28 protein-coding genes are annotated in these 23291 nt (G+C 55.8%); 14 read left to right on the top strand and 14 right to left on the bottom strand.

Annotation, left to right across the window (positions count from 1 at the left end):
• The coding region (locus IOB61_RS00140; RefSeq protein ID WP_290810360.1) for a S1 RNA-binding domain-containing protein at positions 1-363 on the top strand (363 nt) is incomplete at its 5' end.
• A 3-nt stretch (positions 364-366) separates the two neighbouring features.
• On the opposite strand, the gene tatC is transcribed toward IOB61_RS00140, so the two are convergent.
• The 8 genes from tatC to IOB61_RS00100 form a co-directional block, all read right to left on the bottom strand.
• The gene (gene tatC / locus IOB61_RS00135; RefSeq protein WP_290810357.1) at positions 367-1206 is read right to left on the bottom strand and encodes a twin-arginine translocase subunit TatC; all 840 of its coding nucleotides are present in this window, start codon (positions 1204-1206) and stop codon (positions 367-369) included.
• Entirely contained in the window at positions 1203-1724 is a 522-nt protein-coding gene (gene tatB / locus IOB61_RS00130; RefSeq protein ID WP_290810354.1) for a Sec-independent protein translocase protein TatB, read from the bottom strand. Before tatB ends, tatC begins: the two co-directional genes overlap by 4 nt.
• 45 nt (positions 1725-1769) lie before the next feature.
• Positions 1770-2000 carry a twin-arginine translocase TatA/TatE family subunit gene (gene tatA / locus IOB61_RS00125; RefSeq protein WP_290810351.1) on the bottom strand — a complete coding sequence of 77 codons (231 nt, stop codon included), beginning with the start codon at positions 1998-2000 and terminating at the stop codon, positions 1770-1772.
• Positions 2001-2154: 154 nt separating this feature from the next.
• On the bottom strand, positions 2155-2925 hold the full coding sequence (scpB, locus tag IOB61_RS00120; protein WP_367272771.1) for an SMC-Scp complex subunit ScpB: 771 nt from the start codon (positions 2923-2925) through the stop codon (positions 2155-2157).
• On the bottom strand, positions 2922-3722 hold the full coding sequence (locus IOB61_RS00115) for a ScpA family protein (protein ID WP_290810348.1): 801 nt from the start codon (positions 3720-3722) through the stop codon (positions 2922-2924). Before IOB61_RS00115 ends, scpB begins: the two co-directional genes overlap by 4 nt.
• Positions 3723-4781, bottom strand: a complete 1059-nt coding sequence (locus tag IOB61_RS00110) for a glycoside hydrolase family 3 N-terminal domain-containing protein (protein WP_290810345.1) — start codon at positions 4779-4781, stop codon at positions 3723-3725. It abuts the gene before it with no gap.
• Between the two features lie 23 nt (positions 4782-4804).
• Positions 4805-5668 carry an SPOR domain-containing protein gene (locus tag IOB61_RS00105; protein ID WP_290810342.1) on the bottom strand — a complete coding sequence of 288 codons (864 nt, stop codon included), beginning with the start codon at positions 5666-5668 and terminating at the stop codon, positions 4805-4807.
• Between the two features lie 67 nt (positions 5669-5735).
• Positions 5736-6917 (bottom strand): deoxyguanosinetriphosphate triphosphohydrolase, encoded by a 1182-nt coding sequence (locus IOB61_RS00100; protein ID WP_290810338.1) that lies wholly within the window; start codon positions 6915-6917, stop codon positions 5736-5738.
• A 117-nt stretch (positions 6918-7034) separates the two neighbouring features.
• Here IOB61_RS00100 and erpA point away from each other — a divergent pair, with 117 nt between their 5' ends.
• Positions 7035-7364: an iron-sulfur cluster insertion protein ErpA gene (gene erpA / locus IOB61_RS00095; protein ID WP_085340754.1), complete on the top strand. Its 330-nt coding sequence runs from the start codon at positions 7035-7037 to the stop codon at positions 7362-7364.
• Between the two features lie 68 nt (positions 7365-7432).
• Complete coding sequence (locus IOB61_RS00090; RefSeq protein ID WP_290810333.1) at positions 7433-8104, top strand: nitroreductase; 672 nt, start codon at positions 7433-7435, stop codon at positions 8102-8104.
• Positions 8105-8121: 17 nt separating this feature from the next.
• Here IOB61_RS00090 and IOB61_RS00085 read toward each other — a convergent pair whose 3' ends face one another.
• Complete coding sequence (locus IOB61_RS00085) at positions 8122-8493, bottom strand: hypothetical protein (protein ID WP_290810331.1); 372 nt, start codon at positions 8491-8493, stop codon at positions 8122-8124.
• Between the two features lie 80 nt (positions 8494-8573).
• On the opposite strand from IOB61_RS00085, the gene xth reads away from it, so the two are divergent.
• Positions 8574-9356 carry an exodeoxyribonuclease III gene (gene xth / locus IOB61_RS00080; RefSeq protein WP_290810328.1) on the top strand — a complete coding sequence of 261 codons (783 nt, stop codon included), beginning with the start codon at positions 8574-8576 and terminating at the stop codon, positions 9354-9356.
• 12 nt (positions 9357-9368) lie between these two features.
• Here xth and IOB61_RS00075 read toward each other — a convergent pair whose 3' ends face one another.
• Positions 9369-10247: a hypothetical protein gene (locus IOB61_RS00075; protein WP_290810325.1), complete on the bottom strand. Its 879-nt coding sequence runs from the start codon at positions 10245-10247 to the stop codon at positions 9369-9371.
• 219 nt (positions 10248-10466) lie between these two features.
• On the opposite strand from IOB61_RS00075, the gene trmFO reads away from it, so the two are divergent.
• From trmFO to IOB61_RS00060, 3 genes are all read left to right on the top strand, one after another.
• Positions 10467-11849 (top strand): methylenetetrahydrofolate--tRNA-(uracil(54)-C(5))-methyltransferase (FADH(2)-oxidizing) TrmFO, encoded by a 1383-nt coding sequence (gene trmFO, locus IOB61_RS00070; protein WP_290810322.1) that lies wholly within the window; start codon positions 10467-10469, stop codon positions 11847-11849.
• Entirely contained in the window at positions 11846-12826 is a 981-nt protein-coding gene (locus tag IOB61_RS00065) for an endonuclease/exonuclease/phosphatase family protein (RefSeq protein ID WP_290810320.1), read from the top strand. The genes trmFO and IOB61_RS00065 overlap by 4 nt, the downstream gene beginning before the upstream one ends.
• An 80-nt stretch (positions 12827-12906) precedes the next feature.
• A complete protein-coding gene (locus IOB61_RS00060; RefSeq protein WP_290810317.1) occupies positions 12907-13680 on the top strand; it encodes an enoyl-CoA hydratase in 774 nt (257 codons plus the stop codon).
• Here the strand turns inward: IOB61_RS00060 and IOB61_RS00055 are convergent.
• Positions 13677-14708: a serine hydrolase gene (locus tag IOB61_RS00055; protein WP_290810313.1), complete on the bottom strand. Its 1032-nt coding sequence runs from the start codon at positions 14706-14708 to the stop codon at positions 13677-13679. The genes IOB61_RS00060 and IOB61_RS00055 overlap by 4 nt on opposite strands.
• A gap of 40 nt (positions 14709-14748) precedes the next feature.
• On the bottom strand, positions 14749-15240 hold the full coding sequence (locus IOB61_RS00050) for an HPP family protein (RefSeq protein WP_290810310.1): 492 nt from the start codon (positions 15238-15240) through the stop codon (positions 14749-14751).
• A gap of 384 nt (positions 15241-15624) precedes the next feature.
• Between IOB61_RS00050 and IOB61_RS00045 the strand changes: the two genes are divergently transcribed.
• The 5 genes from IOB61_RS00045 (at position 15625) to IOB61_RS00025 (ending at position 20516) form a co-directional block, all read left to right on the top strand.
• A complete protein-coding gene (locus tag IOB61_RS00045) occupies positions 15625-16875 on the top strand; it encodes a vWA domain-containing protein (protein WP_290810307.1) in 1251 nt (416 codons plus the stop codon).
• Between the two features lie 89 nt (positions 16876-16964).
• Positions 16965-17363 carry a hypothetical protein gene (locus tag IOB61_RS00040; RefSeq protein ID WP_290810304.1) on the top strand — a complete coding sequence of 133 codons (399 nt, stop codon included), beginning with the start codon at positions 16965-16967 and terminating at the stop codon, positions 17361-17363.
• Between the two features lie 88 nt (positions 17364-17451).
• Positions 17452-18762: a cation:dicarboxylase symporter family transporter gene (locus tag IOB61_RS00035; protein ID WP_290810301.1), complete on the top strand. Its 1311-nt coding sequence runs from the start codon at positions 17452-17454 to the stop codon at positions 18760-18762.
• 142 nt (positions 18763-18904) lie between these two features.
• Entirely contained in the window at positions 18905-20047 is a 1143-nt protein-coding gene (locus IOB61_RS00030) for an acyltransferase (RefSeq protein ID WP_290810298.1), read from the top strand.
• A 115-nt stretch (positions 20048-20162) separates the two neighbouring features.
• Positions 20163-20516, top strand: coding sequence for a nuclear transport factor 2 family protein (locus tag IOB61_RS00025; protein WP_290810296.1), 354 nt, complete (start codon positions 20163-20165; stop codon positions 20514-20516).
• Here the strand turns inward: IOB61_RS00025 and IOB61_RS00020 are convergent.
• Complete coding sequence (locus tag IOB61_RS00020; protein WP_290810293.1) at positions 20491-21630, bottom strand: aminotransferase class I/II-fold pyridoxal phosphate-dependent enzyme; 1140 nt, start codon at positions 21628-21630, stop codon at positions 20491-20493. The two genes, IOB61_RS00025 and IOB61_RS00020, sit on opposite strands and share 26 nt — an antisense overlap.
• 138 nt (positions 21631-21768) lie before the next feature.
• Here IOB61_RS00020 and gcvA point away from each other — a divergent pair, with 138 nt between their 5' ends.
• Both gcvA and IOB61_RS00010 read left to right on the top strand, forming a co-directional pair.
• On the top strand, positions 21769-22689 hold the full coding sequence (gcvA, locus tag IOB61_RS00015; RefSeq protein WP_290810290.1) for a transcriptional regulator GcvA: 921 nt from the start codon (positions 21769-21771) through the stop codon (positions 22687-22689).
• Positions 22690-22736: 47 nt separating this feature from the next.
• Positions 22737-23084, top strand: coding sequence for a chorismate mutase (locus IOB61_RS00010; protein ID WP_290810287.1), 348 nt, complete (start codon positions 22737-22739; stop codon positions 23082-23084).
• Here the strand turns inward: IOB61_RS00010 and IOB61_RS00005 are convergent.
• Positions 23081-23291, bottom strand: a 211-nt coding sequence (locus IOB61_RS00005; RefSeq protein ID WP_290810284.1) for an Hpt domain-containing protein, incomplete at its 5' end; no start/stop codon positions are given. The two genes, IOB61_RS00010 and IOB61_RS00005, sit on opposite strands and share 4 nt — an antisense overlap.

The raw sequence follows: 23291 nt of genomic DNA, 5'->3' as shown, positions 1-23291 counted from the left end.
GCGACCTTTGACGCGCGTATCACCAGCGTCAATCGGTTTGGCGTATTTGTTCGGCTGGAAGAGACCGGTGGTGATGGGCTGGTGCCTGTCATGCGGTTAGGCAGTGAATATTTCCATCATGATGAAGCTGGCCATGCCCTAATTGGCTCAGAAACAGGCGACCGCTGGGAATTAGGGGCAAAGGTGCGGGTGCGCCTGTTAGAAGCAACCCCTGTCTCCGGCGGGCTTTTATTTGATATTGTAAGTCAACCGAAAGTCGGGCCCGTTCCGGGCCGGCGCGCGCTTCGAGGCCCTGCCCGCGGCACCACACCCCTGCGCAAGCCCGGCGGCCCACCGCGTGGTGTAACCCGGCGCAAGCGCTAGAGATTAGCTAGACTTGGCCTCTTTCGGTTCGCCCATTTTCACCAAGAACGCGCCGATATAATAGAGCAAAATCAGAGGAATGGCCAAAGAGAACTGGCTGATGACATCCGGTGGGGTCACAATGGCTGCCACCACGAAAATCCCAAAGATCGCATAGCGGCCATTTTCCAGCCACGTCTGTCCATCGACAATGCCTGCCCGGCCGAGCAAAAGCTGGACCACCGGCAATTGAAAACAAGCGCCGAACCCAAGGATCAAAGTGGTGATTGTTCCGACATATTCGGAAATCTTGCCCTGATACACGACACCCACACCGCCCGTCGCGGGGGCAAGTTCTTGGCGCAAAGAAAACTGCATCACCATCGGCATCACGACGAAGTAAGCCATGGCAGCCCCTAAGGTGAACAACACCGGTGCCATAATCAGAAAAGGCGTAAAGGCGCGCTTCTCGTGGCTATAGAGGCCGGGGGCAACAAAACGATAGAGCTGAAAAGCAATCATCGGAAAGGCAAGACAAAAGCCGCCAAACATCGCAACTTTGATTTGGGTAATGAAGGCCTCGAGCGGCGCGGTATAAATCAAGCCCATGCCTGACTTCAGCGCGTCTGCCCCCTTAACCGCGATCACGGCATTCTCATAGGGCAAGAGCAACCAGGCCAACAAAACATGCCAAATGGCGAAGCAAATGAAAAATCCCACAGCGATGGAGGCCACACTCCAAATCAGCCGATCGCGCAATTCCACCAAATGCTCCATCAAGGGCGCACGTGTGGCCTCAATCGCCGCTTCATCGGGGGAAAGCGGCGGATCGTCCGAATTTTGGTGGGGGATCAAATCGCTCACGCCACTTCGGCTCCAGCTGTCTTGGTCGGCCGTGGTGCACGGGGCCGCTTAGGCTTGGCAGCCACTTCGGCTTCGGGAACGACGTCAGCTGCGGCACTTGTTTCAGCCTTGGGCTTGCGCGTCCGCTTTGGCTTAGCCTCAGGTGCCGCTTCGACGGCGGGCGGCAGCGCTTCCATCACGGGGGCTTGTTCGGTCACATGGTGATGATGGTCGGACCCATAGGGCGTGATGGGCGCATAGGGATCGATGCCAGTCTCGAACGGCTTGGTCAGCTCGTCACGAATATCTTGTATCGGGTTATTGTTGCGCAGCGCTTCGACTTCCTTACGCAACTCATCCAATTCGGCTTGTCGGGCCATTTCATCAAAATTAGCCCGAAAGTCAGCCGCCATGCCGCGCAGTCGCGCAGTCCATTGGCCAGCTTTGCGCATCAAGACTGGTAACTCCTTCGGCCCAACCACCATTAAGGCGATGATACCAATGACGACCAGCTCCTGAAAGCCGATGGAATCAAACATGCGTGAGGACTCCTGACCTCAAAATTGTAGAGGTCGAAGACCGAATTACGCTTCGGTCTTTGACTTTGCCGTAGGGCTCACGTCAATCGTATTGCTATCATTGACTTTGGCTGCTTCAGAAGCTGCAGCAGTTGGTTCGTCGGCCAAGCCCTTGCGGAAGCCTTTGATGCCTTCTGCGGCGTCTTTCATGATGGAGGACAGTTTACCGCGCCCACCAAAGACCAGCAATGCCACGGCTGCAACGACCAACCAGTGCATCAGACTCATACTGCCCATTTTATTCTCCGTTCCGTTGATCGGCCCTAACCACAAGGCTGCTCAGATGCACATAATCTACCAAGGACCCGCTTGCCAGTCACTTCCTGCAAGCGCTCAGGCAATCGTGATAGCGAAGAGAGATTACTAGACGCCTATCAAAGCGTAAGTTTCCTCAGGGTTCAAAGAAGTCTTGTGTGAAAGCGATGTCATCGCCATCCATTGCCTCATAGCTGCTATCATCGTCGCCATCTTGGGCAGAAATGGGGCGGGGCACTTCAAAATCAGGCGGCAAACGGGCATCCAGCAGCCCTTGTGCCTGCAGATCAGCCTTGCCGGGTAAATCCTCAAGGCTGGCGAGATTGAAATGGGCCAGGAATTCGCGCGTGGTGCGATAAGTCAGTGGCTTGCCGGGGGATTGACGCCGCGCCCCTGCCCGCACCCAACCAATCTCCATCAGAAGGTCCAAGGTGCCGCGCCCGACCCCCACCCCGCGCACTTCTTCAATGTCAGAGCGGGTACAGGGTTGATGGTAAGCAATAATGGCCAAGGTCTCGAGAGCCGCTTTTGACAATTTACGTGGCTCTTCACGCCGCTCTTCCATCAAGAAAGCCAAATCAGGGGCGGTTTGAAATCGCCAGCCCCCGGCCACTTCAACCAGGACGACACCGCGGCCAACATAGCGCCGCTTCAGGCGCGCCAAGGCCCCGCCCACATCGGCCCCCTCGGGCAGACGCGCGGCAATCGCAGAGGCGCGCACTGGCTCTGCGCTGGCAAACAACAAGGCCTCAACCATGCGGTCAACATCGGGTGCTGGATCGACCGACAAATCGGCCCGGTCCACCAAATCCAGTTCAGGTTTAGCCCGCGCCAAACTGCGCACAGCCGCAGCAATTGCCTCTGGGGAGGTGCGGTCGTCGACGCTTTTGTCTTCGGGTTCTGTCACACCAAAGTCTCCGGCCCAGCCTTCACATAAAGCGGCGCATAATGTTCCAATTGCCGCACGGCAAGCTTGCCCTGTTTGGCCAGTTCCAAACTGGCTGCCAAGAGGCTGGCATAGCGGGATGCTGCACTGGGCGGCTCTTTGGCAAAACTGGTCTCTGGTGGCGCAAACTCACCCAGTGCCTGCCAGTCTTTGGCGCGCGGCATCAAACGCTCAAGCCGTTTGCGCGCCTCATCGAGAGAATAGACCGGCCACGCTTTCACTTCATGCTTTGGCTCTACCCCACGCACGCGCTGGTCGGCATAGGCGCGGAGCAGATCGAGGATGGTTGCCTCCCACAGGGGGATTTCGGTCACTGCGGTTTCTTCAGGCGCACCACGGGTAAAGAAGTCCAAATCCTGTTGCGGGCGCTGATAGAGGGCCTCGGCTGAAGCGCGCATCGCATCAAGACGGGCCAGACGCCAAGCCAAATGCGCCGCGATGTCTTCAACGGGCTCTTCCCCCGCAGGGCGTTCTTTGCGCGGCAGCAAGAGGCGAGACTTCAAATAGGCCAGCCACGACGCCATGACCAAATAGTCTGCGGCCAAATCAATCCGGGCAGAGCGGGCGGCCGCAACGAATTCCAAATATTGCTCAGCCAGCTTCAAGATCGATAAGCGACGCAAATCTACTTTCTGATCACGGGCTAGGCGCAACAAAACATGTAGCGGGCCTTCATAGCCATCCAGCTCGACACTAAAGGCAATGTCGCTTTCACCCACCCCGCGCAGGGCGGCTTCCAAGACGTCGTCACTGGCCATCTAAGCCCACGCCTTTCGGGTCGGATCGGGCGAGATAGAGAGGGTCATGGCCTTCTCCCAGCCCGTCAATTCGGTAAAGCGCGCCCAGAGCTGATCGGGGTCGAGGGCGACTGCAGGCTTTGGCGCATAAGCCTCCGCCCGATTTGCCCGGTCTAAACTGGCACCGGCCAAGGGCGGGCAATGCTGCAGGAAGGCGTCCCGCTCTTCCAGCGTGCCATGGCAGCGCATGGCGATATCAATGCCGGCCTCAAACACGCGGGCCGCCTTAACTTCATCGGGTTGATCAAGGGCTTTCATGGTCAAATCGTCGGTCATCAATAGACCGTCGAACCCCATGGCGTCGCGGATCCAATGTTGAACGACGCGGGCGGACTGGCTGGCTGGGGCAACAGGGTCGATGGCTTCAAATACGACATGGCCAATCATGCCCATGGGGGCTGATTGATTAGCCCGAAATGGCAACAAATCCTGTTCCAACACATCTTTCGAGGCCGCAATCCGGGGCAAAGCCTCGTGGCTATCTAGCGCGGCTCGCCCCTGACCCGGCATATGTTTCAAAACCCCAGCAACACCAGCAGATTGGAGGCCAGCCAGCCCAACCTGACCCAGCTCAGCGACGCAGTGTGGGTCTGCCGACACAGCCCGGTCACCAATGGCGTGGCTTGCCCCTTCCAAGCGCAGATCTAGACAGGGCGCACAATTGGCATCAATCCCAACATCGCGCAGCATTTGGCCCATAATCTGATGTTGCAGCGCGCAAGCCTCCCGCGCGTGCGCAGGATTGTCCTGCCAGAGCTTGCCATAAAAGGATAAGGCAGGAAGTCGTGGCCAAATCGGCGGGGCCAAGCGTTGTACCCGCCCGCCTTCTTGGTCGATGAAGATCAAGCAAGCCCGCCCAACGCTGTCACGCAGGTCCTCGCACAGGGCACGAATTTGGGCGGGGGTCTCACAGGACCGACCGAACAAGATAAATGCCCAAGGATCGCGTGCGGCGAATAACCGCCGCTCCTGCAACGTCAGGACGGGTCCTGCCACATCAATGACGCAGGCGACTGCCATGCTAAGGTCGCCAGCCCCTCATATTAGCGCGAGGCTGGAATGCACTGGGCACCCGCACTGCGCGCCTTACCGCAGAATACTTCGACTTCTGAGCGGGACTCAAAGCCCGTGGCGCGGATGCGATACCACGTCCCTTTCGCGCCGAGGTCTGCTGCAACGATCGAAACAGGGCCCGACAGGCCAGAAGCCCGGAAGCGCGCCAAAGCTGTATCGGCGGAGGCTTTGTCCTTAAACGACCCCAATTGAGCCGCAAAACCCGTTCCCGCTGCAGGTGCAGGCTCAACCTTTGGCGCGGCTGGCGCACTGGCTTTAGCGGGCGCAGGCGCTGCAGACTTGGTTACAACTGGCGTGGTCTTGGTTGCTGCCGGAGCTGCTGCCGGTTTGGTGGCAGGTGCGGTAGCCGCAGGCTTAGGTGCCGGTGTTGCAGCCGCGACTTGTTTAGGCGGCGCAGTCTTGGCAGGGGCCGCAGCAGGGGCTGGCGCGGGCGCGACTGCAGCTGGGGCTGCGCTGCCATCGGTCAACATGGGCGCTTCAACTGGGCTTGCCGGCTGAACGTCGAGTGCGGGAGCGGAAGCACCGCTTGCAGCATCAAAGACGCCCTTATCGAGATCAGAGCCGACGACTGGAGCGGTCGCCGCTGCATCCCCTGGTGCTTTGAAGGAGCCCGTGTCGGCCGCCACTTGTGGGGTTTCGGATGGTTCGCGATTTGACGAATAGACCTGCCAGAAGACAACGCCGATCAAGGCCAAAACGGCCACAATGCCAACAATGATCAGCGGGCCACGACTGCGATCTTCTTCTTCTTCGCGCGCATCAAAGGTCAAGAACCCATCGTCTTGATCATCAGTGTCGTAATCGTCAAAGGAATCACGATCCCGGTTGGCCATGCGAATCTACTCCAGACATAAAAGAAAGTTTCTTGTAACTCTCAATTAAGTCGGCGCCAGCCCCTTGTTACAAGGTGCGATCAAGATTGAAGAGCCGACGATGCTCATCAATTGCAAAATCATCAGTCATTCCAGCGATGTAGTCACAAATCAAGCGTGCTGCCTTCGTGGAATCTTTGCTGTGGAGATGCAACCAATCTGGCGGCAAAGTATCGGGTTCGGCCAGAAAAACGTCGAATAATTCCCGAACGATTCGCCGAGCTTGGCTTCGCGAGCGATTCATCCGCCAATGGCGATACATTTTTGCGTAGAGGAATTCGCGAAGCGTTGCGGCTTTTGCAATCATCTCGTCAGAAAAGCCTACCAAAGCCTGTGGTAAGGCACGCACTTCGTCCACCGACTGCGGGTTGTAGATCGCAATGCGTCTTTGGCTTTCAACAACAAGATCAGTCACCCATATGCCAATCAAGCGGCGGATAACTTCCCCCCGCATCCGACCGAGGTCCAGATTGGGAAAGTCGCGGGCGGCCTCGTCATAGACTTCACGCACCAAGGGCACGCTGTCACACAATTCTGCGTCGGTAAAAATGCCGCCACTCAAGGCATCGTCAATATCGTGATTATTATAGGCGATGTCATCGGCAACCGCAGCAACTTGGGCTTCTGCGGAGGCAAAAGTCGTGAGCCCCATGTCAAATTCAGCATTTAGATTTTGCCAAACCGGGGCCAAGCTCTCCAGCGTCACCCCCTTGGCCAGCATCGGACCATTGTGTTTAACCGTGCCTTCCAAGGTCTCCCACGTTAGATTCAAGCCATCGAAACCGGGGTAGCGGCGTTCAAGGCGCGTCAATACACGCAAGGTCTGCGCATTATGGTCGAACCCGCCCCAAGGCTTCATGCAATCATCAAGCGCATGCTCGCCCGTATGACCAAAGGGCGGATGTCCCAAATCATGGGCTAAGGCGCAGGCTTCGGCCAGATCTTCGTTAAGTCCAAGGCGGCGCGATACCGAACGGGCAATTTGGGCCACTTCCAAGGAATGGGTCAGACGGGTGCGAAAGTGATCGCCCTCATGGGCAACAAAAACTTGGGTCTTCCCTTTCAGGCGCCGGAAAGCTGTAGAATGAATGATCCGGTCGCGATCACGCTCAAAGGGAGAGCGTGTTTGGCTTTCTGGCTCTGACCAGCGTCTGCCGCGACTCTTGGCGGGATCTGCGGCGAAAGGCGCTGGGCGCGGTTGGACAGGCATCAGGGTCTTCCTCAAAACAAGTTTCTACCCCATATAGGGATAAAGTTGACGGAAAAGAAAACAGCTTGGCGTTCAGGCTGCCTTTTCGCGCCCTTAAATGAAGATAGGCTTACACGCATGCAGTCAGGTTTTTCTGTTTCAGATGCCGCAGCGGCGAAAATTGAACATCTCATTGCCACCGAGCCCGGCGCGAACTTGTTTCGTGTCGCCGTCAATGGTGGGGGCTGCTCGGGCTTTCAATATGAATTTGGCTTTGCCGAGCAGGCGGGCGAGGATGATGTCATTATTGAAAAGGGCGCAGCCAAAGTCGCCGTCGATCAAGTCTCTCTCCCCTTTCTAGAGGGTGCAGAAATTGACTGGGTCGATGATCTGATCGGCTCGTCCTTTAAAATCCGCAATCCGAATGCGAAATCCTCTTGCGGTTGTGGGATTAGCTTTTCTGTCTAATAGGCAGCTTGCCCTAAAGGCGCATTTGGCCGTAGTCTGGCAAAAAATACCAGCTCAGGAAAAAAATCATGAATGTTGAAGCCGCTGTGAAGCAACGCAAATCTGTGCGCGCCTTTAAGCCAGATCCCGTGCCCTTAGAGGAAGTTCGCGCGCTGTTAGATATCGCCCGCTCTGCGCCTTCCGGCGGCAATCTACAGCCTTGGAAAATGATCGTTGTCACCGGGCAGGAGCGCGATGCCGTTGTGGCATTGGCACAAAAGGCGCTGAATGAGAATCCCCGCGGTGAAGCCGGTGAATTCCCCATCTATCCTGCCGAAGTCAAAGAACCCCATCGTTCCCGCCGCTACAAGGTTGGGGAAGATATGTACCAAATCCTTGGCATTCCCCGCGAAGACAAGCTTGGGCGATTGGGCCAGATGTCGCGCAATTATCAGTTTTTTGGTGCACCTGTTGGCATCTTCTTTGTGATTGATCGTTCCATGGGCCATGGCCAATGGGCCCATATGGGCATGCTGATGCAGACGATCTGCTTGGTCGCTGAAGAGCGCGGGCTGGCCACCTGCATGCAAGAGGCTTGGGGCATGGTGCGGCAAAGCCTCGCAACCCATTTTGGCTTGCCGGACAATGAAGTCATCTATTGCGGTTTAGCGCTGGGCTATGAAGACAAGGACGCGCCGATCAATCAATTGCGGACCGAGCGCGCACCTCTCGATGAAATTGCCCAATTCAAAGGCTTCTAAAAGCCGGCATCAGAAAATTAGCTGCCGCTGAAAACAGCGCCACCCTTATCGGTCGTGGCTTTCAAGGAATCCTGAAAACCACGGGAAATGCGACGCCACTCGTCTGCCGTGCGGCAGGTGCGTGTTGATTTAAGGCGTGTTCCCAAAATCGCCTCTTGCTTGCAAACCATGCGGGCACCGCGACGCTTTGGTTTGGCGGCGGGTGCTTGGGCTTGGGTTGTTTCAGGTGTGTTGGTGGCCGTTGTGGACGGTTGGCTTGTTGCTGCAGGTGCAGGTTGAGCGGCTTCCTGGGCCATAGCTGCCCCAGCACACACCAAGCCGCCAGCAATCGCGATGAGACCAGCAACCAAATAAGCAGGTCTGCGAGGGGAAGAAGAGCGGCGTGTCATGGGGAACCTCGTCGGGGCTGTTAAACTTTTCGAATTCCACTAAACCCTAACTTGGGTTTAGAGCTTCAAGGATCGGACTAATGCGCATCGCGACTTTTAATGTCAACTCTGTCAACGCGCGTCTGCCAAACCTCTTGGAATGGCTTAAGGAGGCCAGTCCGGATGTTGTTTGTATTCAAGAAATCAAGTGCGAAGAACCCAAGTTCCCGCGTGAGGCTTTGGAGGACGCAGGTTACAATTGCTTCATTTCCGGCCAAAAAAGCTATAATGGCGTGGCGATATTGACCCGATTGCCTGCAGAAGTGGCACAAAACCGCCTGCCGGGCGAGGAAGAGGACCTGCAAGCCCGCTATCTGGAAGTGGAAGTCGCAACGCCCAATGGGGCGGTGCGGATCGCCAATCTGTATTGCCCTAATGGCAATCCACTCGGCACCGAGAAATTCGACTACAAGCTACGCTGGATGGCCCGCCTTCAGGATCATGTTAAAGGCCTTCTGGCCCTTGAAGAACCCTTAGTCCTTGCAGGTGATTGGAACATCATCCCCCGGCCAGGTGATTGTTATGATCCGGGGGCTTGGATGGGCGACGCTTTGTTTCAACCCGAAAGCCGTGCCGCTTGGCGACGGCTGTTAAATCTGGGCCTGACAGACGCCTTCATGGCAGTGAATGGGGCCGAACATGCTTATACCTTCTGGGACTATCAAGCAGGGGCTTGGCCCAAGGATCATGGCATCCGCATCGACCATTTCGCCATCAGCCCACAGGCGGCAGATCGACTGAAAGAGGTCAAAATCTGGCGTATGGTGCGGGCACGGGAAAAGGCGTCAGACCATGTTCCCGTAACCGCAGACTTCGACTTTTAAGACGATAGGTCTTTAGATGTCCGACTTCGGCGGGGGTAAGTCGCCCCGGCTTTGGTGCCACGCATAGGCCCCAATACAGATAAAGCCGAGATTGAGGAAGCCCGTGACCATCCCATAGAACAAGGTGTAAAACGCCCAACCGGCGGTCGCAAACTCCTCCAAATTCGCAGGCAGGCCTGAGCCAATTCGGGTCCCCAGCGCCGAGGCGCCGATCGTGGCAAGGCTTTGCACGATGATGCCCAGAATAATCACAACCACCAACCACAAGGCATAGGCCCCCACATAGCGCCAGAATTTGCCCTTGGTTTGTTCAAAAGATTCTTTCAGGCCTAGCGTGCCAGTCACCACCCCCATGACGCCAAACTGACTTAAGCGCATGCCAAACCAAAACAGGGCACCGATGGAGGCAAGGGCGGCGAGGCTGCCGAGAGCGCCTTGAACACCGGCCAAGAGGGTTGAAATCATCACAAGAAGTGCACTGGTGACCATGATGATGAGAATAAGGGCCACCGTCGCGATCAGATAGCGCACTTCAATCGGGCCAGCTTGCAGCCCCCAAAAGCCTTCCTCGCGGTCGTGCAGGGTCTTTCGCAAGGCCATCCCGGCCAAGAAGGCGCTCAAGATGGCGCTGGTCACATAGGAAAAAATCAAAGCCGGCATAGCAGGTCCCAGAATGGCCTGTATTTCATCCATTTGAGGCATGGTTTCGGTTTGCGCCAGCACAAGATAGCGCTGCATCGCCTCGCCCGCATCGGTAGCCGCAACCAGCAACAGGTTAATTGCCATTACCCCGGCAGAAAGCATGGCATAACGCATCACGAATTGAGGCTGGCGCTTGGTCAATTCAAGTAGAGAGAAAGCCGCTTCAGAAGGGGAGAAAGTCTTAGACATTGAAATTCCTCAAAATGGGTACGCGGGCCAAACAGCCCTTGGCGTCCCCTGCTCATGCGCTTTTTCCTTCGGCTATATCCTTTTGGCGTGCAAGAGGGGTAATCAAACAAGCTTGATCGCGCTAAACACCCAAAAGGGCGCAAAGAATGACAGTAGCGGGGTGTGGCGACTGAGCCCGCCCCCTCCCCTCGAGGCCAAGGCTGCGCTATTTGAAGCGGCATGACCCATGTAAAACCTATCCACATTATTGGCGGCGGCCTCGCCGGAAGCGAAGCGGCTTGGCAGATCAGCCGGGCGGGTGTTCCTGTCATTCTCCACGAAATGCGCCCTGTTCGGAAAACCGACGCGCACCAAACCGATGGTTTGGCAGAGCTTGTGTGTTCAAATTCATTCCGTTCTGATGATTGGGAGTTCAATGCAGTTGGGTTGATCCATGCGGAAATGCGGCGCGCAGGCTCGCTGATCATGGCGTGCGCGGATGCGCACAAAGTCCCAGCTGGCTCTGCCTTAGCCGTAGACCGCGATGGCTTCTCGGCAGCTGTGACCCAAGCACTAACGCAAGAACCTTTGATCACCCTAGTACGCGAAGAAGTGACTGAGCTGCCGCCGGAATCCTGGGGCAGCACCATTATCGCCACCGGCCCCTTAACCTCGGACCTTTTGGCCCAAGCGGTTCAATCGGTGACGGGAGAGGATGAGTTGGCTTTTTTCGATGCCATCGCGCCCATCGTGCACCGCGAGAGCATCAATTTTGACATTGCTTGGTTCCAAAGCCGCTGGGACAAAGTGGGCCCCGAGGGCGATGGGGCGGACTATATCAATTGTCCGATGAACAAAGAGGAATATGAAGCCTTCATCGATGCCTTATTGGCGGGCGAAAAGACCAGTTTCAAAGAGTGGGAAAACACACCCTATTTCGAAGGCTGCTTGCCGATCGAAGTGATGGCCGAACGCGGCCGCGAAACCTTGCGCTTTGGCCCGATGAAACCGGTCGGTCTTGTCGATCCTCGCACCGGCAAAAGGCCTTGGGCCGTGGTCCAACTGCGCCAAGACAATGCGTTAGGCACATTGTTCAATATGGTCGGCTTTCAAACCAAGTTGAAACATGGGGCCCAGACCGAAGTCATCCGTTTGATCCCCGGCCTTGAACAGGCCCAATTTGCCCGCTTGGGTGGCATTCATCGCAATACATTTCTCAATTCGCCCAAATTGTTAGATGCAAGCCTGCGTCTGAAATCGCGCCCCGATATTCGATTTGCCGGGCAGATTACAGGCTGTGAAGGCTATGTCGAAAGTGCGGCTATTGGCCTCCTCGCGGGCCGTTTTGCCCGGGCGGAGCGTTTGGGCCGCGAACCTCATTTGCCCCCGATAACAACCGCTTTGGGCGCGCTGCTGAACCATGTCACGGGGGGGCATGTCGACGGCGGCAAAGGCAGCTTCCAGCCCATGAATGTCAATTTCGGACTGTTTCCGGAATTGAGTGAAGATGCAGGTGGGAAAGGGAAAGAACGAGGGCGCCTGCGCAAAAAGGCGCTGGCGGTTCGCGCCTTGAGCGACCTTGAAGCCTGGCTTGGCCCAAGCGAGAAAGAACAAGCCGCTTGACCATTCTGATCTGGATTGTGCGTCTGGCCTTGGGATTGATCGGGCTTGCGACCTTGGGCCTATGCGCCCTGGCGCTTGCCGCCCCTTTCCATTGGATCTTGGCCTTGTTTGGCGCATGGGATCGGCTGATTATGGTCTTCGGCTTGGTGGGCTTGGCTGCCTTTTGGCTCGGCAAATGGCGCGTCATGACCTTGGTGCAGGCCTTTGCTATAGTGGCCTTGTTATTCTTCAATCTACGCGTGCCAACACTTTATCCGCCCTCGAACCTAGCCAAAGCAGAGATTGGGGGTGGCCAGACCCTAGCTTGGGCGAATATTCACGATAATCGCCTTGCTTTGAAGAGCTTTGCGTTGCTGCCCGAAGTGAAGCAAGCCAAAGCAATCGGTCTCGGCGAAGTCCCCGAATACAGCAATCTGCGCGAGTTATTTCCAGGAATTGGCCATCCAGAGTTTGTAACCCCATCTAAGGAAACTTGGGGCGTTGAGACTTTGGGCTGCAAAGTTGTGAGGCCCAATGGCGAGTTAGCCGTCTTCGAAGGCCGCAACTTTGGCCTGAAGGCACGCTGCGAAGGATTCACCTTGATCGTGCTGCATCTGCAAAACCCAACACGCGGGCGGGGCGAAGGCCTGCGTGTGCGTAACCGCGAACTGGCGACTTTGGCAGAAGCGGTGAAAAACGAGCCGGGTCCTGTGGTAATCATGGGCGATTTCAACACCACGCCAAGTGCGCTGCCCTTCTATAACCTGTTACAAACTGCAGGGCTTAAGCGTGTTGCTTGTGGCGGTCCGGCTGTTGGAACGTGGCGGCCAATTGGCTGGAGCGGCACCAAATTGGATCGAATTCCAGGTCTCAAGGTCACGATCGACCATGTTTTGGTCCGTGACGTGGATGTTTTAGCGTGCAAAGTGGGGCCGGATGTGGGGTCAGACCACTTGCCGCTGATGGTCACAATTGCCCCACCCCAATCGATCAATTGAAGCCTGGCATTGCCTTTTCCGGCTGGGCCACGCACAAGGTCTGCGCTGTTTGACTAAGACCAAAGCCTGAAGGAAGTCCCATGACTCTGACTATTGACCGTCAAGACGCCATCGCCATTGTCACGCTTAACCGGCCAGAGGCGATGAATGCCATGTCGAAGGCCATGCGATCGGCGCTCTATGATGCCATTACAGAGCTGAATCAGGATGATGCCATCCGGGTCATTGTTTTGACCGGTGCCGGGAGGGCCTTTACGGCAGGGCTAGATCTGAAGGAATTGTCGACCGACCCGCTAGCTATGGGGGATGCGACCGCAGAAAAGCCTGAAGCCAATCCCGTCCGCGCGATTGAGACCAGCACAAAACCGGTTATTGGGGCGATCAATGGTGTCGCGATCACGGGCGGTTTTGAGGTCGCTTTGGCGTGCGATGTCTTAATTGCCTCGACCGCTGCGCGCTTTGCCGACACACATGGGCGCGTTGGCATTATGCCCGGCTGGGGCCTATCGCAGAAATTATCGCGCCTGATCGGGATATATCGCGCGAAGGAGCTATCCCTTACCGGCAATTTCTTAGATGCCGAGACCGCCGAGAGGTGGGGCTTGGTCAATCGGGTTGTTAGTCCTGAGGATTTGATGCCCACCGCCTTAAAATTGGCCGCCGACATGGCCACCATGCCGGCTCAAGCACAGCAAGACTATAAGAAGCTGATCAATGATGGCTTTGCCATGACCTTTGGCGCGGGCTTGCAACATGAAACCGCCTTCTCAACCGAGCGCAACAATCAAGTCACACCCGACAAAGTCGCCGCCAATCGCGAGGCTGTTCAAGCACGCGGTCGTGGGCAGGCTTAAGCGCCCAAAACGAGGCTTAAAAACGTCTGATCCGACCAATCGCCCGCGCCGCGACGCACACTTTCACGAATGCCATCGGCTTGGCGCACAATGACCATGTCTTGATCGGGCAAGAGATAAAGTCGCTGATTGCCCGCCCCTGCCGCCATATAAAGCCTGCCTAACCCGGCCAGTGACACGGCCTCTCCAGCCACACCAGAACGTGGTCCCGGACCAATCATGCCCGCACGCGGCAGCCACCAGGTCAAACCATAGCCAGGATTGGCCGAACTGGCCTCAAAATTAGCCCGCAGCGCAGCCGAATCGACCAAAGCCCGCCCGCGATGCACGCCTCCAGCCAAAACAAATTGGCCGAAGTTTGCCCAGTCGCGCGCGCTTATGGCCGCGCCCGATGGTAAGTGAGGCATACCATCACTGCCGCGCTGCCAACGTATCGGACGGATGCCCAAAGGCGTAAAAATACGCCGCGTTAAGTAGGCCAACGGGTCAGCATCGCTTGTTTTGGCCGCGATTAACTTACGCCGCACGATTTCCCCGAAGATTTGAAATGGCACAGGGCCATAGGAAAACTGCGTGCCGGTGGCCTTCGTTGAAGGAACCGCCACGGCTTCTGCATAGGTTGGGACATCGCCAAAATTGCGTCCACCCTTCCCGTCAATGCCACTGACCAAATGCAAGAGGTCGGATAGCTTTATGGCGCTGCGATACCGATCAGACCAAAATTCGGGCAGCGTGTCGGCGCAAACTTCGTCAAGCTTGAGTAAGCCGTCTTGAACAAGCGCTGCGGCCATGACGCCGGAGCAGCTTTTGGTGCCACTGGCCAATTCCCAACCCTTAAAGCGCTGACCCTGCCCTTGATAATCCTCAAACAGAATCTGACCGCGCTGCATCACCAACATGGAAATGCCACGTCGGGCGGTTGAATAGGCTTTTGCTGCCTCAAACCGGGTTTGGGCGACAGCGGGCGCGGAAACAAGGGCTGAAAGCCCTATAAGGGCGGAACGTCGGGTGAGAAGTGTCTGTGTCATGCAGACTGAAACGGCCCTCGCCTGATTTTCCGTCGCAGCTCTAATTGGGGTCTGGGGCCGGGTTGGTCTTTGGCTCTGTCAGCCGGACGTAGATCAGCCCCAGCAGAACCAGAAGAATGGTTGAGGCCGCCAAGCTTGCCATAAAGGAAACAGGCTCTGGGTGATTGATGCCGATCACCAGGGGCAACGCACCGGCTGGGGCGTGCAAAACGTCGATCATCACCATGGCAAAGATGGCAAGGCCGACAGCAAAACCCATCGCCCAAGGTGTCGACCCCGACAAGCTTAAAACGAAAAAGCCGATCAAAGCTGAGATCAAACTTCCCCCGATAACCGCACGCGGTCGCGCAAGAGGGCTTTTGGGCACCATCCAAACTAAGGTTGCAGATGCCCCTAAGGGCGCAATCAAATAGGCCAGCATGCCCCAAGCTTTAAGGCCTGCGATGACGGTAATCGCCAAGCCAGCACCCAGTGCAGGTTTCCAAGGCTGATTGGCCCAACGGTTCTGAAATAGGGAGAAGAGCGCGCGCATGTCATCCTTCTCCCAGATTTAGAACCTTATTCACACTGCTAGGCTCTGAAAGCCCGAAAAATAATGCAGTGAGCCTGAATTTTTTTGGTGCTATAGTTAATGGAAACAGTCAGTTACAACTCAAATTTATCTAACGGCTGGTAACCCTTTTGGACATCGAGGCATACAAAACGCTAAGCGGCTGAGATTTCAGAATAAATCAATTTGATGTCAAATAACGCGACAGCTCAATTATGATAAAATATGCTGTTTATACTGCAACAATACTTATAAGTAATTGAAATTGAACGAAGTGGTTAGTTTGGCATTAACTAGACATACTTCCAAAGGATTCAGAAATAGCCCCTAATCCGGCCCCAGGGCACGAAATCAGGGTTAAAGCGAATGCGTTCGTTTGGGGTGAAGTGGCAAAAATGGATCGAATGGGGGGCGCGGCTTAAGGGCGAGCGCGGAACCATTGCGCTCAGCTTTGCTTTATCTGCCACCGCACTTTTACTGGTTGGGGTTGGCTCGATCCAACTCGCCATGATTTCCAGCGGCAAGGCAAAGTATCAATCTGCGGCTGATACGGCTGCCCTGGCCGCTATCGCGCCGACGACGGCGGATGAAGACATGGAGGATGTCGCTGAGAAAACCTTCATGGCCAATCTCAACGCAAGCGAGCGCAACGCCGTAACCAGTTTTGACGTCACGACAGAAACTGGGCGGGTGCGAAGCGCCTATATCACCTATTCTGCAAATCAAGCCACCGTAGCGCCGGGGCTGATGGGGGGATCCTCTACGCCGATTACCGGCTCTGCCCGCGCGCGTAAGGCCGATTATCGTTATGTCGACATCGATTTGTGGCTGGATGGTTCAGCCTCGATGGGGGTAGCAGCCGATGAAGCGGGGCGTGACAAATTGCGCCTGCTTTCGAAAAACGACCCTGAACATAAAAATTGCGCGTTTGCGTGCCATTTTCCAACCAAATTGGTCAATAGCAATATCTATGCAACCTCAGAGCAACGTGCCCATGCCAATGGGGTAAAGCTGCGCCATGACATCATGAAGGAAAGCGTCCAAATCCTGATTGATGAATTGCACGATGCCTATCCGCGCGGATTGCGGGCCCGTTATGGCGTCGCACGCATGGCGCGTTCGTGGGAACGCCAACTCGCGCTTACCTCCGACATGCAGGCTGCACGCGATTTCGTCGGAACCTTTAAACTGGCACCGGGTGGAAATTCGGCCGCGGCTTCGCGTCTAACCCCGGCCATCCAAACTGGTCGCAACACTCTAACCAGCGGGGCGGGTGATGGATCTCAAGCCAGACCCGAGAAATTCATCGTCATTGTCACCGATGGCATGCAATTTGACTGGAATGCCATCTCGCCGGGCCCCATTGGCAGCACCGCCTGCCAAGATCTAAAATCGCGTGGCTTCCGCGTTGGCGTGGTTCAATTGAAATATGTCCGCTTGGATGGCGACGGGGCCTTTAATACGTGGGTGAAGCCAGTTTATGACCAAATCACCCCTGCCCTGCAGGCTTGTGCTTCGGCTGGCTATTACTTCCATGCCGACAATCCCGACGAAGTGCGTGCCGCGTTCCGGCAATTGGCAAAGACCTTAGAAGAATCCCTGCGCTTGACGGAATAAGCCAGCCAGAGTGCCCAGAAACGCCAGCCCGCAGCCCAGTCACAGTCTTGTGGGTTTCTTGTGATGGCAGAACAGGGCAATGGACACGCATGAAAAGTCTAACCGCCCTACTCCTAACTGCTACTTTGGCCTTAAGCGCCTGTGGCCAAGCCCCCACCGAAGCCGCTGAAACCGTGAAAGAGCTTAAAAGCTCTGCTGTAAGTGTGGCAGGAGATGCCGCCAAAGCCGTGGGCGAAGTGCTGGACACCAAGCTCGTATGCCAATTGGCGGGCCAATCTGAAAGCTTTTGCGGCTGTTTGCAAACAGAGCTTGGCCCCAAATTGAAGGCTGAGCATATTGATGCGGTGACGGCGATTGTGAAAACCTCTATCGATGGGTCGATCCAGTCGGCTGTTGAAACAGCGACCTCGCTAGACCCCAAGACCCGCAATGGCCTTGTCTCTTGCGCGGCCAAGGCCGCAATTTCTGACGCCATCAGCGGACAGTAGATCAAAAATGTTTCGCGTCTGAGGCTTTTAGGGCCTGCCCCTACTTGCTAGTAAAATCCAGGTTCGACCGAATTTCTGGATTTGAGACATGGCAGACGCAGCGCTTTCGACAGCCCCGAGGCCGCAGAATTTTTTCGAGCGATGGCAGGGGCTGCTACCTCTGGCGTGTGTTTTAAGCCTCGTTCTTGGCTTTGCCACAGGCGGTTTTCTTGCCAGCATGGGCGAGAGCGCTGGGACGCAGGCCACTATTGCCTTCTTTGATGTGGTCGGCACCATGTGGATCAATGCTATCCGCATGACCATCATTCCGTTGATCGTACCACTTTTGATCGGGGCCATCGCGGGGGCTGAGAATGGCCGTTCGGCTGGGAACATCAGCCTACAGACCCTGATTGGCTTTTTCCTCATCTGCATCTGCTTTGCAGGCCTTGCGGCCTTAAGTACGCAATTTGTCTTCTCAGGCTTGAGCTTAGATCAGGGTATCACCGACAAGTTACGGGCCTCGGTTCAGGCAGCCGAAGTCCCGACGGGCGACGCCAGTATCGCGACATGGTTCAAAAATCTGATCCCAATCAACCCGATCAAAGCTGCCGCCGATGGCACGATGCTGTCGCTGATGATCTTTGCAATCGCATTTGGGTTTGCCAGCTTAATTGCCCCACCAGAGGTGAGAAGCCAGATCGTCAGTACCTGCCGAACCATAAGTTCTGTTATGCTCTTATTGGTCCAAGGCGTTTTGCTGGTTGCGCCCCTTGGGATTTTTGGACTGACCCTCGTTGTCGGCACCAAACTTGGCGGGGAGGCCTTTACGGCGCTGGGATATTTCATCACCGTCCATGTAAGTGCTGCCTTGGTGTTCAGCTTAGGCCTCCTTGCTGGGCTGGCAATCTGGGGCAATCTGGCGCTGTCCAAGCTCTTGATCGGTGTTTCAAACCCGGTTTCGGTGGCTTTGGGCACAAGTTCGTCCCTGTCCGCCTTACCTGCCATGATTGAAACGGCGCGCGATGTTTGGCGGTTGCCGGAACGCGTCTATGGCTTTGTACTGCCGTTTGCGGTTTCCACCTTTAAGCCATCAACGGCTTATGCTTGGGTGTTTTCGACTTATTTTCTCTCCCTTCTGTACGGCACACCATTTGGTCCGCAAGAGATTGCATTTGCAGCGGCCTATGCCGCAATCTTCAATGCGACGGTTCCAGGCATTCCCGGCGGCGGCATGATTGCTGTAGCGCCCCTTTTATTGGCCCTAGGCTTGCCACTTGAAGGCCTAGCCATTTTGTTTGCGGTGAATCCAATCACCGATCGAACAGCAACAACAATCAATGTCTTGGCTAATCTGACCGTCACCGCCTTTTTAGCCAAATTACAAAAGCCTGCGTTCATCGAGAGTTCAGAGGTTTAGGCCCAAAGGCGTGTGGTTACCGTGGTTTGGCGTACATCTTGCTTGCCACTCTATTCCATTTTTTAAAAGGTGTTGATCTGATACACCCTTGCCTAACCTCATCATGTTGGTGCGATGACCACGATACTTTGGAGAACCTTCTGTGATCGCACCCACACGCCTCTATAACTTCCCTCCGACAATTGAGCCTTTGACGGGTGTGCGGTTGTTTCTCGCATTAGGCGTTGTTTTCTTTCACTACCAACTCTTTTGGGTCCTGCCCGTAGAAGCGGCCCCCATCCTCAATCGCGCTCGATTGGGCGTGGATATCTTCTTTATCTTGTCTGGCTTTATCCTGACACATGTCTATCTCACCGGTGAAAAAGCCCCTGCCTATTGGGATTTCATCAGCGCGCGGTTTGCCCGGGTCTATCCCGCCCATTTCTTCATTTTGATGGGTGTTTTAGCCCTCACTTTGGGTGCCGGGTTTGTGGGTGTGCCGATTGATCCAAATAATTTCTCGATCTTCAGCTTTCTCACGAGCCTGTTTCTCGTGCATGCGTGGCTTCCAACCCAAGACATGGCCAATTGGAACGGCCCATCTTGGTCTCTTTCAGCAGAGTGGTTTGTCTATTTGTGCTTTCCAGCCTTTGCTTGGATCGCCCTGCGTTGGCGCGAACGCCCCCTATGGCTGATTGGTTTGGCCATTGCCATTTTTGTGGCCCTTGACCTTGCCTATCAAAGCTTATTCGGCCCGATTTTGACAGAGGCACAAGAAAACCTCGGGATCATGCTGGTTATTCCCGAATTCCTCTATGGCATTGGCCTCTATTATCTTGGCCAAAAGATCAATCTAACCCGGGTTCAAGCCAGCCTATTTGCGCTGTTCATGACTGTCGCCGTGCTATTGGCCATGCATGCCCACATCGATGACCGCCTGATTGTCGCCATGGCTGGCCCCTTTGTCTTGTCGCTGGGGCTTTTGGCAAAATCGGGTCAGCGCAGCTTCCTGTCACACAAATGGATGCAGTTTGGGGGCGAGGCTTCGTTTGCCCTCTATCTGGTCCACATGCCTCTCCTGATGGTGTGGCGCAATGTGATGCAAAAGTGGTTTGAGCTTGAGAAGACCTATCGGATGGGGCTGCCAGAAGTCGCAGTGCTTTTGACCCTCACGCTGATCACAGCAGCCTTAGTCCATATTTGGTTTGAGCAGCCGAGCCGGCGGTGGTTGCGCCATCTGCTCAGCCGGAAGGCTGCGCAAGGCGTACCCGAAAAAGGCGCGCCCATGGCCAATTCCAAGCCCTGACTCTGACTGGCCCCACGGCTAATCTCCTCTTTTGTATGCATCCCTCCTGCCGGGCCCTCTTGCCGGGCCGTAAAAAGTATGTTCCTGTTATGTTCTAGTCTACGGAGTATGGAAAATGACGACACAGGAAGTTGCCGAGGACTTTGCTGCCATGTGCAAAGCGGGCCAAATGGATGAAGCGGGCTTGAAATATTGGGCTGAGAATGTGCGCAGTGTTGAGAATATGGAAGGCCCTTCCAGCGTCGCAGAGGGCATTCCTGCTCTGCTTGCGAAAGGCGAGTGGTGGTATGGGGCCCATGAAGTCCATAGTGTGGAAACCCATGGCCCCTATGTGAACGGCAATCAATTCGCCCTGCGCTTTGTCATGGACATCACGAACAAAGAAAGTGGAGAGCGCATTGCGATGGATGAAGTCGCTTTATACACCGTTGCTAACGGCAAAATCAGCGAAGAGCGCTTCTTTTATTAAACCAAGGGGTCAAACGGGCCATCGCATCTTCGATTTGTGGCGTCGAAACGGCGAAACTGAACCGGAGATGCGTGTGGCCGGCGACCGGATCGAAGTCGACGCCCGGTGCAATGGCCACGCCTGTATCAGCCAACATCTGATGGGCAAACCCCATACTGTCGTCGGTCAAATGGCTGACGTCGGCATAGATATAGAAGGCCCCATCGGGCGGGGCGATGCGCGTCACGCCCATGGTTGGTAAGGCACGTAAGATGATCTCGCGATTGGCGCGATAGGTGGCGACATTGGCTTCCAGCTCGTCAATACAATCCATCGCCGCCAGTCCTGCATGTTGGGCCAAGGAGGGGGCGGTCAAGAACAGATTGCCCATGCGGGCGCGGGCGGCGTCAACCAGATCATCGGAAGCCACCAGCCAGCCTAATCGCCAGCCAGCCATCGAGAAATATTTGGAGAAGGAATTGACCACTAAGGCATTGGGTGCAAATTCCAACATCGAGTGGGTTGGCCCAACATAGCTTAGCCCATGATAGATTTCGTCTGAAATGATGCGGATATTGCGACGGGCGCAGACCTCGGCAATCGCTTGAAGTTCCTCTGCGGGTATGATGGTGCCGGTTGGATTGGCAGGACTGGCGAGGATCAGGCCTTTCGGTGCCGGCTCCAATGCCTCTATTTGCGCCGCTGAAATCTGAAACCGCGTCGCCTCGCCACACACAAGCTCTAACGGTGTCAGATGCAGCGCTTTGACAGTATTGCGATAGGCGACATAGCCCGGGCTCGCAAAAGCAATCACATCCCCAGGGGCAAAGGCAGAGCTCAAAGCCATCACCAGGGCGGGCGATGCCCCGCAGGTCAACACGATCCGCTCTGGATCGATATGAACGCCATAAAGGTCTTGATAGCGGCCAGCTAACGCCTCCTTCAAAGGGCTAGATTCCCAATAACCCATACCATCGGTGTCTAAGACTTGATGGGCTGCGGCAATCGCTTTGGACGGGGCACCCGTTGAGGGTTGGCCAAACTCCATATGAATCACCTTCTCCCCACGGGCCTTCATGGAATGGGCAAGGCGGCTGATGGAAATGGCGCGGAAAGGCTCGATCAAGGCAGTCATGGCACGGGCATAAACGGCTTGGGGGGTGGGTGTCGAGCCCTGCTCCGGGCCATGTTTGTTGAACCATGAAAGCCCTTACTTGTAAAAATAGATTTTCTGATCGTTGTCTTGCCTACTTTCTGGCATTAGACTTTCTCTATGAGCACTGCCTATCCCCCCTTGAACGCATTGCGCGCCTTTGAAGCGGCCGCGCGGCGCTTATCTTTCACCAAAGCGGCTGAAGACCTCGACGTAACGCCGGGGGCGATCAGCCAGCAGGTTAAAATCCTTGAGGATTTCGTCGGCCAACCCTTGTTTCGGCGCTTAGGGCGGGCTGTGGAACTTACCGATTCTGCCCGCGCCTCCATGCCGTTGTTGCGTGAAGCCTTTGAGCGCATTGATGATGCTGTGCGGCAAATGCGCCTGCCCTTGCGGCGGGAACGTGTGTCGGTATCTGCTGCCCCATCCTTTGCGTCCAAATGGCTGGTGCCGCGCATTGACAGATTCCAAGCCGCCAATCCTGATGTTCAGGTCTGGGTCGCAGCCGATATGAACCTCGTCGACTTTGCCTATGCCGATGTCGATCTGGCGGTACGCTATGGCCCAGGCTTTTATGAAGGCGTCACCTCAGAAATGCTGATGAGCGAAGAAGTTCTGCCTGTGTGCAGCCCCGCTCTCTTGGAAGGGGCCAAACCCTTACGCACGCCGCAAGATTTGGTCGGCCATACGCTGCTTCACGATGTCAGCCCCGATAATGACCCTTCCTGTCCAGATTGGTCCATGTGGTTGACCGCGCGCGGCGTGCAGCGCGCCGATGGCAATCAGGGCTTGCGCTTTAACCAGTCTGCCATGGTGATTGATGCGGCCGCCTCTGGTCGAGGGGTGGCTTTGGCCAAACGCGCGATTGCCGCCGCCGACCTGCAATCTGGGCGTCTGGTCGCGCCTTTTTCCGGTGAAGGCGATAAAGTCGGTTTTGCCTATTGGTTGGTGCGTCCCAAGGGCCGCACCATGACCCCTGCCCTCAAAGCCTTCCTCGACTGGATCAAATCGGAAGCAACTGGCGATGACTGGGTGATTTAGTGATTGAGGCTTTGCGTCTGCCCGCAGTCTAGTCTATCTGCGCGGCCATGACTGATAATCACCTAGAAAGCCGCAATACGGCTGCCACCTGCCAAACCATGGCAGACGTGCGCTATGAGATTGACCGCTTGGACCAAATGCTGGTGGCGCTGATTGCTGAGCGGCAGAGCTTTATGGATGCAGCCGCCCGGATCAAGGGGCATCGCGGCCTTGTGCGGGATGAAGCCCGCATCGCCGATGTGATCGCAAAAGTTGCCGTCAGCGCTGAAAAACACGGCTTATCCATGTCCATCGCCGACCCAGTTTGGCGCACCATGATGGACCGCTGCATCGCCTATGAATTCAAAGCGTTTGACGCTTTGTCGGCTAAATCACCATCCTCAAAAGAAGACTAACGCAGCGAAGCCAAAGCATAGTGATGCTCGATCACGGCAATCTCGCCGATTACCGCTTGCATCTCGGTTGTAATGGCTTCGTAAAAGGCGCGTTTTTCATCCCGGCTGAGCGGGCGGGACTTACTGGCCTCTTCAGCTTGGCCACATAATTCGGCCAATTGCCACGCGCCAATCCCCCGTGCAGAGCCCTTCACGGTGTGGGCCGCA

This window comes from Aquidulcibacter sp., assembly GCF_020253525.1.
Taxonomy (GTDB): domain Bacteria; phylum Pseudomonadota; class Alphaproteobacteria; order Caulobacterales; family Aquidulcibacteraceae; genus Aquidulcibacter.
This window is presented reverse-complemented; position numbering and strand designations above follow the sequence as displayed.